General features: G+C 33.5%; 15 protein-coding genes. 3 read left to right on the forward strand and 12 right to left on the reverse strand.

Going from position 1 to position 12,780, the window contains the following annotated elements; translation table 11 throughout:
• Window positions 1-46: 46 nt before the first annotated feature.
• The 7 genes from dapD to NSQ08_RS18530 all read right to left on the reverse strand — a co-directional run bounded on the left by dapD (window position 47) and on the right by NSQ08_RS18530 (window position 3,993).
• The gene (gene dapD / locus NSQ08_RS18500; RefSeq protein ID WP_002014841.1) at window positions 47-769 is read right to left on the reverse strand and encodes a 2,3,4,5-tetrahydropyridine-2,6-dicarboxylate N-acetyltransferase; all 723 of its coding nucleotides are present in this window, start codon (window positions 767-769) and stop codon (window positions 47-49) included.
• A gap of 71 nt (window positions 770-840) precedes the next feature.
• A complete protein-coding gene (locus NSQ08_RS18505) occupies window positions 841-1,725 on the reverse strand; it encodes a LysR family transcriptional regulator (RefSeq protein ID WP_002014840.1) in 885 nt (294 codons plus the stop codon).
• 177 nt (window positions 1,726-1,902) lie between these two features.
• Window positions 1,903-2,346, reverse strand: a complete 444-nt coding sequence (gene cbpB / locus NSQ08_RS18510; protein ID WP_002014839.1) for a cyclic-di-AMP-binding protein CbpB — start codon at window positions 2,344-2,346, stop codon at window positions 1,903-1,905.
• Between the two features lie 163 nt (window positions 2,347-2,509).
• Complete coding sequence (gene abbA, locus NSQ08_RS18515) at window positions 2,510-2,701, reverse strand: antirepressor AbbA (protein WP_002145987.1); 192 nt, start codon at window positions 2,699-2,701, stop codon at window positions 2,510-2,512.
• Between the two features lie 127 nt (window positions 2,702-2,828).
• Window positions 2,829-3,347, reverse strand: a complete 519-nt coding sequence (locus tag NSQ08_RS18520) for a ribonuclease H-like YkuK family protein (protein WP_002033829.1) — start codon at window positions 3,345-3,347, stop codon at window positions 2,829-2,831.
• Window positions 3,348-3,421: 74 nt separating this feature from the next.
• Entirely contained in the window at window positions 3,422-3,571 is a 150-nt protein-coding gene (locus tag NSQ08_RS18525) for a hypothetical protein (protein WP_002033828.1), read from the reverse strand.
• A 185-nt stretch (window positions 3,572-3,756) separates the two neighbouring features.
• The gene (locus NSQ08_RS18530) at window positions 3,757-3,993 is read right to left on the reverse strand and encodes a YkuJ family protein (RefSeq protein ID WP_000055151.1); all 237 of its coding nucleotides are present in this window, start codon (window positions 3,991-3,993) and stop codon (window positions 3,757-3,759) included.
• 232 nt (window positions 3,994-4,225) lie between these two features.
• On the opposite strand from NSQ08_RS18530, the gene NSQ08_RS18535 reads away from it, so the two are divergent.
• The gene (locus tag NSQ08_RS18535) at window positions 4,226-4,462 is read left to right on the forward strand and encodes a glutaredoxin domain-containing protein (RefSeq protein ID WP_002014835.1); all 237 of its coding nucleotides are present in this window, start codon (window positions 4,226-4,228) and stop codon (window positions 4,460-4,462) included.
• Window positions 4,463-4,487: 25 nt separating this feature from the next.
• Here NSQ08_RS18535 and NSQ08_RS18540 read toward each other — a convergent pair whose 3' ends face one another.
• The 3 genes from NSQ08_RS18540 to fadH all read right to left on the reverse strand — a co-directional run bounded on the left by NSQ08_RS18540 (window position 4,488) and on the right by fadH (window position 7,398).
• A complete protein-coding gene (locus NSQ08_RS18540; RefSeq protein WP_002014834.1) occupies window positions 4,488-4,976 on the reverse strand; it encodes a DUF3993 domain-containing protein in 489 nt (162 codons plus the stop codon).
• Between the two features lie 183 nt (window positions 4,977-5,159).
• Window positions 5,160-6,377: an EAL domain-containing protein gene (locus NSQ08_RS18545; protein ID WP_340777804.1), complete on the reverse strand. Its 1,218-nt coding sequence runs from the start codon at window positions 6,375-6,377 to the stop codon at window positions 5,160-5,162.
• A gap of 256 nt (window positions 6,378-6,633) precedes the next feature.
• Complete coding sequence (gene fadH / locus NSQ08_RS18550; RefSeq protein ID WP_002142976.1) at window positions 6,634-7,398, reverse strand: 2,4-dienoyl-CoA reductase; 765 nt, start codon at window positions 7,396-7,398, stop codon at window positions 6,634-6,636.
• Between the two features lie 195 nt (window positions 7,399-7,593).
• On the opposite strand from fadH, the gene NSQ08_RS18555 reads away from it, so the two are divergent.
• Together NSQ08_RS18555 and NSQ08_RS18560 are read left to right on the forward strand one after the other, a co-directional pair.
• Window positions 7,594-8,451, forward strand: coding sequence for a metallophosphoesterase (locus NSQ08_RS18555; RefSeq protein WP_215590129.1), 858 nt, complete (start codon window positions 7,594-7,596; stop codon window positions 8,449-8,451).
• Between the two features lie 97 nt (window positions 8,452-8,548).
• Complete coding sequence (locus NSQ08_RS18560; RefSeq protein ID WP_002014830.1) at window positions 8,549-8,785, forward strand: hypothetical protein; 237 nt, start codon at window positions 8,549-8,551, stop codon at window positions 8,783-8,785.
• A 166-nt stretch (window positions 8,786-8,951) separates the two neighbouring features.
• On the opposite strand, the gene NSQ08_RS18565 is transcribed toward NSQ08_RS18560, so the two are convergent.
• Window positions 8,952-11,060, reverse strand: a complete 2,109-nt coding sequence (locus tag NSQ08_RS18565) for a polyphosphate kinase (RefSeq protein ID WP_002014829.1) — start codon at window positions 11,058-11,060, stop codon at window positions 8,952-8,954.
• 108 nt (window positions 11,061-11,168) lie between these two features.
• Complete coding sequence (locus NSQ08_RS18570) at window positions 11,169-12,743, reverse strand: Ppx/GppA family phosphatase (RefSeq protein WP_340777811.1); 1,575 nt, start codon at window positions 12,741-12,743, stop codon at window positions 11,169-11,171.
• Between the last annotated feature and the right edge of the window lie 37 nt (window positions 12,744-12,780).

A 12,780-nucleotide genomic window follows, 5' to 3' on the forward strand; every position in this document is an offset into this window, starting at 1 on the left:
TATAAAAAGCGTAAGAGCACATTCATGCTCTTACGCTTTTTATTTTTTATTTCTCTGGGTTTAATTGACGAAGCTCTTGTTTAATTTCAGTTTTTGCTTTTGTCTTCTCATCAATTTCTTTAATTACACGTGCCGGAGTTCCCGCAACAACTGTATATGGAGGCACATCTTCTGTTACAACAGCTCCTGCTGCTACAACTGCACCTTTACCTACTGTAACGCCTTCTAGAACAACTACATTTGCACCAATTACAACATCATCTTCAACGATAACTGGTTTTGCAGAAGGTGGCTCAATAACACCGGCAAGTACAGCACCTGCACCTACGTGACAGTTCTTACCAACTGTTGCACGTCCACCAAGCACTGCGTTCATGTCGATCATAGTACCTTCACCAATTACAGCACCAATGTTAATTGTTGCATTCATCATGATAACAGCGTTGTCACCAATTTCTACATGGTCACGAATAATCGCGCCTGGCTCAATACGAGCTTTAATACCTTTTAAATCAAGCATTGGAATTGCAGAATTACGACGGTCATTCTCAACTACATAGTCAACAATGTGCTTGTTATTTTCATCAAGAATTGTCTTAATTTCAGACCATTCTCCGAATAATACACCAGATTTTTTATTTACAAATGCTTGTACTGTTTCAGGGAATGTTACCTCTTTTAAATCCCCTTTTATGTATACCTTTACAGGAGTTTTCTTTTCACTGTTTTGAATAAACGAAATAATTTCGTTAGCGTCCATCATTTTCATTCTTGTTGCCTCCTAAATCCATTTATAATGTTACTCTACCAAACGATAGAGCGAGTAGCAAGACAATAATCTTATTTTTCCATTTGAATTTCTTCTATAATTTCTAAAAATGCTTGTACTTGCTTCAACTGCCTTGCCGAGTCACTCGTCAATAACCATGTTTCTCTCGTTAATTGAACAGGTGTTTTATACATATTTTCCTGCACTTCTTTTAAAACAGTCGAAGGTAAAAGAGCATAACCTATTCCATTTAAAACAAGCTGTTTGCACGTTTCAATTTGGTCAACTACAATCGTTCGCTTAGGTGGATTTGAAAATAATCCATACCACCAATTTTGTATTTGTCCATAGTAGGTCGAATCACTTTTAAATTGAATAAATGGTCTATTTGTCTCTTTTAACATCGAAATATCTTTTATTTCTTTATCAACTAAATATAATTCATCTTCAAATAATTGTTGTTTCTGCCCTTTGTATTCTTGTGATCCTCTCAGTATAGCAACATGAACGTCTCCTTCATAAAATTGCTTTTGCACTTCACTACTCCAGCCAGTAAACAGAGATATCTTCACAGAAGGATACTTATGCACAAATTTTTTCAAAACAGGTGGAAGCCAATATTGCCCAATGACTGATGCAACAGCTATTTTTAACGTACCGTATGTTTCGGTTCTAAAAAGAGCCAGTTCACTTTTAATACCCTCTTCCCGTTGTAACATTTCTTTTGCATAATTTGCAACTTTTTCCCCTTCAGGTGTAATTGTTAATCCTTTTTGTGAACGAATAAAAAATTTCATTCCCCATTGTTTCTCCATAGATTGTAATCGTTGACTAAGCGCAGGTTGGGAAACAAATAAACGTTCCGCCGCTTTTCTCATATTTGATTCCTGAGCTAACACAACCATCATTTGAAAATCATCAATTTGCAACTTTCTCCCTCTTTCCTTAGCTTCCATACACCTAATTTTAATAAGTATTTCATCCTTAATTTAATTGCATACTTTTATACATTAGAACGGTTTGTTAGTTCAAACTTTTCTTATGCTTTATGTCTTTTTAAATATAATACATACACAACTGATATGCACGAAAAAAAGTGACTTCGCCTTTTCTGTGAAGTCACTTTCCCTACGTTATCGATTATGCTGTCTCACTTTTTTATTCAACAATTTTAAAATAGCCCGCCGTGTTAAAATACCCTCGAAGTAACCTTCTTCATTGACAGCGCAAATAAAAGGATGATCAATTGTCATTTCTAAAGCTTTTGCAAAAGAATCTTCTAACGTAAGAACTGGAATCTCTTCCTTCATCACTTGTTCCACTTTCATATTCTCAAGTCTTTCAAACTCAATGCGCTCTAATCCTAAAATACCATCTAAAATCATAGCAGTACTAATTAACCCATGTAATTTATACATAGGGTCTAAAACAGGAATCGCCGAATATCCAGATTTCACAAGAACGAGTAAAGCATGTTCTAGACCATTCCCTATTTGTACATGTGCTACTTTATCTGATGAAATCATTAAATCCTTCACAAGAATTTGTTGAAACTCGTCTTTCGGAATACTAATCATGTTACATCCCCCATTTTCCCTTTTTCCTGCTAATATTCTCCGATCCTATTCACATTTTATGATAGCGTTTTCATATTATTATTTTGTCCTGACATTCTTCTAATAAAAATACATAACTATTTTAGCATATAACATAAAAAAAAGACTACCATTCCGGTAGTGCTTAATACCCTTTATTTTTTAATCGGTAAAACAATCTTGTGATTTTTTTATATTGCGTCACATCTGTCTGTTTTAAACCATTCTCAATGTCTGTAAGCTCCACCGCTAAAATTTCGCTCGCGTAATTTTGCTGAAACAGAATATCCAACAATAAATTTTCTTCTTCTCTTGTTAAAACAAATTCCTTTTCCATATGCTCCTCTCCTTGCACTCGCATCATCACTCTCATTATATAAATTTTTCAGTCTATTTAACAGATGTAATATTCAGTTTTCGTTAGAAACACTTAAAGACTGCGAATATATAGACATCATTTCACATTATTTTGTATATCTGTTTGCGTAACTAAATGCCGCATAAGCATCTGGTTTAATTTTTGCTGTTAATCCCATTGCTTGAATTTTCATCGTCATATCTAAAATAAATTCTTTTGTTAAACCATCATTCCCGATATCTAAATGAATTTCCATTATGAATCCTGCTCCATCTTGAGCGTATGGGTGCAATAAATCCCATATCGCTTGTATATGATTGGGAGTAAATAGATAGGCGATTTCTTGACTAAACTGTGTTTCTAAATATATTTTCTCTCGCAACGTTGCTGGCTTATTTTTCACTGATTTATGATGCAAACATCCCCATGCTCCTTTTCCAACACGATGAATATGTATCGCTGTAATAAACCTCGTATCCTTTTGATGCGCTTGTGAGTCTGTCCCAATAGATAATCGATATAAATTTCGCGGATCCTTTTCAATGAAACTACAAATACGGTTAAATACCATATCAAAATTCAAATGTCTCTCTGAAACATTATAAAATGTATGCTCACCGTCCACATAGTCACGTCCTTTCAATTAGACAGACTTTTCGTATTCTCATTGTATGGGACAAAAACAAAAATTATAACTTACTACCCTTTATTCGTTTCAATATTTCGAATTACATAATTACAAAACCTACATGTATATATTACATTTTGATTAGACTGGGCGGTTAATACGTGATTAATTTCAGCATGACTGTGACAATTAGGACAAATAACAATCGGTAAGCGTTCCATCCTTTGCACCTCCTATTAATATTTACTATCATTGTAGGAAAAATAAAAAATTCCTATACATATACATTTGTAAAAACTCTTTTATTTAATCGCGACTTAAATTACAACTTCTACTACCTATATAGCCCATTAATTAATATAACTAAAAAAGGTACCGCCATTTGGCAGTACCTTTTTTATATGTATCAAGAAATGATATCGTAAATCTCAATTGCAACCATATCGATGTTATCGAATTGATACACTTGAGGTTTTTCACCTTGTTGATACACTTCTAACTCATACATTTCACTTTTATCGAAAAATTTCACGCTACATTTGCGCTCACCGTTCACTTCAAAATAGCGTTGTGCTACTTCACCGCTTTCAGCTTGTTCTTGTAGACTAACAAGTCGAGTTAAAATTCCTTGGAGTAGAGACATGAAATCTCTCCTTTCTCTGATCTTCCTACCAATAGGTTTTACAGCTATACTCATTCTATCCGTCATAACAGAAAAAACGTTCCACAATCTAGGATAAAGGTTCTTGGCCAGAAACTCAACTAAAATTTGTCGAAATAAGAAGTAAAAAGATGAAAGATCATCTTTTTACTTCTTTATTGCGCTTTTTATACTGGCAGAATATAATAAACAACAGAAAAAGGGAGGAATTACAATGAAAAAAATTGAGGTTTATACACAACCTGATTGTCCGCCTTGTACCATTGTAAAAGAATTTTTAAAACATAATAACGTTGTATATGAAGAATTTGACATAAAAAAAGACGCTGCTGCACGCAATCGTCTTTTATATGACTATGAATCCTATTCAACTCCAACAGTTGTAATTGACGAAGAAGTTGTGGCAGGTTTTCAAATTGAAAAATTACAACAGCTACTCGGTATAGAATAGGAATAGGCGACACCTATTCCTATTCTCATAATTGTTGTAACCTTTTTATTTCAGTCAATAGTTCCTGACTTTCATGATACCCTGCTAATTTCCATTTTCCATTATCCTTTTGCAATGTCACAATTTGATATTGTCCACTCTTTGTCCGCTCATAGACATATAAATTTTTATGTTCTTCATCATAAGACATTTTTGTTTCTGAATTAAAAGAAAACGGAGCTTCTTTTGCTGGAAGTAAATATTCACCACTTTGTTTTTCATTTCTACTGTTTTCATCTGTAAAAACTTGAAGGAAATTATTTGTAAAATATGGTGATAACGTCTCTATCATCTTATTCATAGGTATTTGCTTCCCGCGGATTGAAAATTGCGTCTCATAACCTTTTTGTATCGTTGTAAACACTTCTTTCCGATCCACTTTCACTTCTTCTTTTCCTAAAACAGTTGTGACACTATAGCCAACTAGAAAGGCAACACATATAAATAGAACAAACCATATTCCATATTTCTTCATTTTTTCACCTTCCTTTTAAAAGAGCTTGTCTTTGTAGTATTCATTGTAACAATGATTATGCAAAGAAAGGGATGATTTCGTTCGTAAAATCTTTACAACGATAGACAGCATTTTCATCATCATGTTCACTATTACCAATTTATGATAAAAACAAACAAAAAAATACACGAATCTCTTCGTGCATTAAAATAAAACATCTTCTTCATATAAATATTCGTACGATAAATCTATAAATAAAAAGTTTTCATCATCAATCGGGAATGAAAATGTTCGTACCATTTCACCAGTTTCGATATCAGCATATAAATCTGAAAGTCTTGCCTTATTCTCAAAACGCATTTTCATTATATTTTCTAGAAAATACGGGCGCCAGCTCCAGTTCTTCATATAATACTCTGGCATAATGATCCATCCACCATCTTTTTTCATAATATTACCCGATTGTTGAAAACCATCTTCATTACAAATAAATATCCGAAAACTATATTGTGATATGCTTTGGCTAAATTGTAATAACCAATTATTTATATCTTCATTCTTTTTTTGTTTTGACAGAACATCACCAATTCGATCACGTAACATCTCTGTTAAATTATAAATTTTTTGCAACTTCTTCTTCTCATGCAGAATAAATTGATGACATTCATTACCAAGTCGCTCTTTTAAAACATTCGTTTCAATAAAATCAGGTAAACATTCTTTCAAATAATTACCTTGATAATACCTACCACCGTTTTTCCAAGCATATTGTAGTTGATAAAAAGCATCAATTTCTTCATATAACAATGTCGCACCAATTCTTCTAGCAAGTAAAGATAAGGAATATAAAATATCTTGATAAGATTGTAAAAGTGCAGTTTGCCTTAAATTTATTAAATCTACTTTTAAAATATCCGGTGCTAACACGCTAATACGCTCTAAATTACTTGTACCCGTTCCGACTTTATTAATCGAAATTTGAATACCATATGTACGATAATACATGAGTAAATGATTAAATTGTTCTATATCTTCTTTACATTCATGTTCTGTTATTTCCAGAACAATGCGTTGTAAGTTCAAACCTTGTTCTTCATACATCAGCAAAAGTTGAAGTAAACTTTCATCTTCATCATTCATTAATACATTAGCATTCCGATGTATAAATAATAATAATTTTTGATCCGTTTCTAAATACCTATTTAACGCTTTTTCTACGATGATGTTATCCGCTTCAAGTTGGAACTCACTCGGAATAGAATCATCATGGAAGAAAGATGCTAAACTTTGTATGCCCTCTTCTGTTTGAATTCGTCCTACAACTTCATATCCAATTATTGTATGCTCATCAGCACTAAAAATAGCTTGATAATAAGGAAGGACTTTATCCAAGTTACTCATTACATCTAATGCATCTATCAACGTGCTTCCCTCCCTTTACTTTTCAAAAATTATAACACGATATTTACGGAAAAATAATAAAAAATCCCTTCAGTTTTCCTGAAGGGATTAGAGGGGTAAAATGCTAAGGGGAATTAGCAATTCTACTATGAAGAAAAAAGAGGTCTTAAATATAACGTATATATCCCCTCTTGTAAACACATTTCTTTTAAGTGTCACAATTTCGTCATATTTTACCACAAAGAAATGAATAAATCATTCGTTTTTTTCATCCCTTTTAAAATGGATATTGATGCAAATGCTGGCCACCATCCATTGTCATACAAGTTCCATTTATGTATGCAGCTTCATCTGAACATAAATAATAAGCTAGACCCGCAATTTCTTCTGGTGTCCCCAGCCTACCAAGTGGGACACTTTGTATTGTACGCTTAGCCATTTCTTCTGAAATCCATAATTTATCGGCACCACCTGTACGTTCAATTGGTCCTGGTGCGATAGCGTTAACTCGTATTCCATATTTACGTCCCCACTCAACAGCAAGAGTTTTTGTCATCGCTAATACACCAGCTTTAGCTGCTGCCGAATGGATAACCCCTGGGCCTGCATCCCATGCATAAGTTGCCACCATGTTAATAATATTTCCTTTTATACCTTTTTCAATCCAATATTTCCCAATAGCCTGACTACAATAAAATGTACCATTTAATACAATATTAATTACCGAATTCCAGCCATTCACAGATAAGTCCTCTGCTGGACAAATAAAGTTTCCAGCTGCATTATTTATTAAAATATCAATTCGTCCAAACTTCTCATCAATATGTTCAATCATTTTTTGAATATCATCAGTATTTCGTACATCCATTTGTACAGATAATACTTGGCCTGGAAACTGTTCAATTTCTAACTTTGCTTCTTCTAGCTTTTCTTTTGTACGCCCTGTAATAACAACACGTGCCCCTTCTTTCGCAAAACGTATCGCCATCCCTTTTCCCATTCCACTTGATCCACCTGTTATAATAACTACCTTCTCTTTCACATACATCCCCTCCAAAAAATGAATACACATTCATTTTATCACTTTATTTGATAGAAATCTTTATATTTTTCAATTTTTCTGATATTTTAACGTAAAGAGGTTTCTTTTCGTTCATTTTTTTCGTAATCTATACTACTTTTTTAGTATTTAAAATATATTTTAAAAAAACTGAAGGGAGGTTCGAGTAACCTGTATATGAAGAAAATTACAAGAAGAAATTTTTTAAAATCTGGAATGCGCACTTGTCTATGTTCATTTATAACCGCAAGCATCGGCTATTATTATGCTAAATATATAGAGCCCTATTTGCTTTCTTTTACGCAACACACACTTAAATCACCACTCATACCAAAAGGTTTTCATGGTATGAAGATCCTTCAATTTAGCGATTTACATCTAGGATACTATTTCTCTCTCCAACATTTATCTCAAATCGTTTCCAAGATTAATGCTGAAAAGCCAGATATTGTCCTTTTTACTGGTGATCTCATTGATGATTACCAAACATATACCGAGGCTTCTTTTGTTGCATCCATTTTAAAGAATATACAGGCACCCTTCGGTAAATTTTCTATTTATGGTAACCACGACCATGGCGGATATGGAACTGAATACTATGATCACATCATGCGCGAATCTGGATTTGAACTTTTGCAAAATAGCGAAAAGCGAATTCGTTTACTGGATAATAGTGAAATTTCTATTTTCGGACTCGATGATATGCTACTGGGTAAACCAAAAATAGCGGAAACTTTACAACATGCAAAACAAAATATTTATACAATTGTTCTCGTTCACGAACCAGATATCGCGCCACAAATCGCTACATATCCAATCAATCTTCAACTTTCTGGTCATAGCCATGGCGGACAAGTACAAATTCCTTTTTTAGGTGCTATTATTACCCCGTCGCTTGCAAAAGAATATATTGAAGGTTTCTATAACATTCAAGGTTTGACTCTCTATGTCAATCGAGGTATTGGAAGAACACGTGTCCCATTCCGCTTTATGTCAAAACCTGAAATTACACTCTTCATCCTACAACATTCGTAACAATTCGCCTATTTCCTTACATATCCTTCCTTGTACTCGCTCATCCACGCTTGGTCCACCATATGATAAAAATGAGTCCAGTAAAGGAGGTTTGTTCATGTATCCATATTATCAACCGATCCCAGTTCGTTCAGCACCTTTTGGCCCAGCAGGCGACTCACGCTTCTTTCCATTTTTCGGTGTTCCATTTCTAGCTGGAATTGCTGGCGGACTGCTAGGCGGAGCATTAGCTTTCGGGCCTAGACCGTTTTATCCGCCTTATCCACCGCCTTTCCCACCACCAGCACCTTTTCCTTGTTACGGAGGGCCTTGTCAACAACCATACTATTATTAATTTAAACCAACCATTCTTCCAATGTTTTTCTCTCAACGAACCGACTCATCACACGCCTATAATAAAAACTATTCTCTCTACTCATCCTTCCATTTTGAGAATATATGAGTAGAGAAAAAAAGTAAAAACCTCTTAAATTCAATAAGAGGTTTTTACTTTTTTCACACTATTCAGCGTCTGTATTTTGATACGCCATCTTAAATAAATTCACTTGGCTATCAATTTCTTCTATACTACTATTAATTATATAATAATAGTCACCATCTTTATTTTGTTCACGTGTTTTCACATTATCAGCTAAAACCAGCTGTAAAATTGCCTTTATTCTCGCTTTCATTTCAATATCTAAAATTGGGAAGGATATTTCTACTCGTTTTTCCATATTTCGCGTCATCAAATCAGCTGAAGATAAATATATTTTTTCATCTCCATTATGATGGAAATAATAAATACGACTATGTTCTAAATATCTTCCAACAACACTAACTACACGAATATTTTCACTTACATTTGGAATCCCAGGTCTTAAACAACATGTCCCTCTAACGATGAGCTCTACCCTTACCCCAGCTTGTGATGCTTCATACATTTTTTTTATTAACGGTTTATCTGTTAACGAATTCATTTTAGCGATAATATATCCATTTCCATATTGTCTATGATAACGGATTTCCTCATCTATTAACTCCATAAACTGCTCTCTTATATCAAACGGGGCAACAGATAAATGATGAAAATGCGGTTTTTTTGTATAACCACTCAAATAATTAAAGAAATTTGTTGCATCTACACCAAAGTCTTTTCGCGATGTAATATATCCAAAATCGGTATACAACTTCGCTGTTGCATCATTATAATTTCCGGTTCCAAGATGTACAAACCTTTCAATTTTTCCGTTTCTTCTTCTTACAACTAACGTAATTTTACTATGCGTTTTCAAGTGACTTACTCCGTAAATAACGTGACATCCGGCCTGTTCCAATTCTTTAGCCCAATGAACATTATTCTCTTCATCAAACCTTGCCTTTAACTCAACCAATACCGTCACTTGTTTTCCTTTTTCAGCTGCTACCTTCAGCGCCTGAATTATTGGAGAATCTCCACTTACACGATATAATGTTTGTTTAATCGCAAGTACATTCGAGTCATCTGCCGCATCACGGACAAAATCAACGACTGGCTGAAACGACTCAAAGGGATGGTGTAATAAAATATCATGTTCTATCGCTTTTTCAAATACATCTTCCTCATCACCTAAATCTTGAGGAGGTTGAGGAATAAGAGCCGGATATACTAGATGTTCATATAAAGGCGCTAATTTTTTATATAAGGAGAATAAACATGTTAAATCTAACGGTCCATCCATCATGTACACATCTTCATCTTTTACTTCTAACACATCATACAATAACGCTAACACTCTTTCATCAATGTGTTCTTTACCAACTTCTAAACGAACGGCAGCTCCCCACTTACGCTTTTTCAATTCTTTTTCAATTACTTTTAATAAATCGCGTGCACCTTCTTCATGGATCGTTAAATCCGCATTACGTGTAATACGGAAACGAGTAACAGGCGATACGTTATATCCTGTGAATAGTTTATGAGTAAAACCACTAATTACATCTTCTAATAAAATAAATTTATGTTTTTGCCCTTCACTCGGTAAAAATATGAAACGCTCCAGTAATGAAGGCACTTGTACAATTCCTAACTTCGTACGATTTTCTTCCTCAGCCTGTTGCTCATCATATAAAATAGTAGCTAAATTCAAACTTTTATTTAATAACATTGGAAATGGACGATACGCATCAATAGATACAGGGGTTAAAACCGGAAATATTTGTTCATCAAAATACTCCTCGATAAATTCCCTTTGCTCTTTCGTCAAATCATGGAATGTTAAACGCTCAATCCCCTCTAGTTCAAGCGCTGGCAATACATAATTTTTAAACGTTTCATACTGCACAGTCATTAACTCATGCGATTTTATCGCAATCTTATTTAACTGTTTCTTTGGTGTTAAACCTGCTTTATTTTCTGGCTGATTAAATCCCGCACTTACTTGATCTTTCAAACCTGCTACGCGCACCATAAAAAATTCATCTAAATTCGAACTAAAAATACTAATAAACTTTAGTCTTTCTAATAGTGGATTATTTTCATCTTGCGCTTCTTGTAGTACACGTTCATTAAATGCTAGCCAGCTTAATTCACGATTATTATAATACGCTGTATCATTTAAATTTACTAAATTCCCCTTTAGCAATTCCATTCTCTTCACACTTCCCTTTGAAACTTTTTCACTATAATTTAGTTACTTTCATTTTATCAAATTACAATATTCCAAAGTGTTAATTTTCTGTAAAGACATCCGTACAACTTAACGTTTTGATTCAAATGATAAGTGAATATTTGTTTTCAATACTCTTTCTAGCTGCTTTTTTTGTTTTTCAGCTTGTACTTTTTCCGCTAATGCCGATTGCTCACATAAAATTCTAAACGTTAATCCTTCTTTATTTTCTGTTATGGATATCGTATCAACAAGCGATCTTTGTCTTACATTTAAAGCAGCTGAAAATTGTAAAACAGCGCCTAATAGGCGGATTTTTTTTTGTTCGCTTTTATCAAACCAACCTTCAAATGGAGATAAATGTTGTTTAAATAGCATTTTTGATTTATAAGATGCAATAAGCGCTAACCTCACTCGATCTTTATGCATCATGCCGTCAATTGTTTTATTTGCCAATAAATAAAACGTGTGTAAACGACTCGCTTCTTCGTCTATATATTTTCCAATATTAAATACTTTCGCTGCTTGATGGAATGCTTCCCAGTCTTTTATTGAAACAGAAATCAGTCCCATTTCTTCGAGTTGTTTACAAATCAATCTTCCATGTTTAATAAGTTGAATGACAAATTCCATATCCATTTCATATTCGTGTGATAACAAATGTAAGCTTTCTTCAACTACATTCGGATAATATGAAATCCCTAAATCTTTCGTCAACTCTTCATAGAAAACACCTTCTCTTAATCCTTTTTTGCTTAATACAAATGCCGTTGCTTCTATAATATTTACAAGTTTATGAAATACTTCAACCGCTGGAATAATTGTATCAGCTCGATCTTTTGCCAATCCTTCCATTTTCTGAAGTTCGATAAACGATTGTTTTTCCAATGCACCTTTTACATTTTCAATATCTTCTTCTTTCATTTTGTATAAATGTACTCCCGCTATAGGATAGTTTGTTGAATTTTGGTGAATTTTCGCTAAGTTTCTCGCACTACCACCAATTGCAATAAGAGGCAATTTCTTATCAATTAACCATGGTAACGTTCGAAATTGACACTCTAAATACTCTCGAATTTCCTCTAATTCATCTTTAGTAGGAATATCACCTTTAATAAATAGATGTTTTAAAGAAAGCGCACCAAAAGGAAAACTATGGTACTCTAAAATCTCTCTATTTTTAATATATGTAACTTCCGTACTTCCGCCACCAATATCTACTGTTATTCCTTCCGAAAACGAAGTAGAATTCATAACTGCTAAATAGCCGTAACGTGCTTCCTCATATTCTGATAATACTCTAAGAGTAAAGTCTGTTTGTCCTTCAACAAGTTTTTTAATCTCCTCTTGATTCTCAGCCTGTCTAATTGTTGCCGTTGCCACACAAAGTACATGATGCAACTGATGGAATTTTGTACTTTCTTGAAATTGAAATAATGTTTGTAACAATACTTCTTTACCTTCTTCATTCAAAACACCATCGATTAAATAATTTCTTAACCGAGCAACCACTTTCGTATTTTCAATTTCTTTATAAAAACCTCCATTTTGCTTTTCATAAATAACTAAACGCATTGTATTAGATCCAATATCTATAATGGCATATTGTAATTTTAATATTTCTTTCAAACTTCTCACTCTTTCATTATCAAATTTCTGAAACATATTCTATCACTATTATACAAAATAGTTGTTTTTTGTA

Source organism: Bacillus sp. FSL E2-8887, assembly GCF_038007205.1.
GTDB lineage: Bacteria > Bacillota > Bacilli > Bacillales > Bacillaceae_G > Bacillus_A > Bacillus_A mycoides.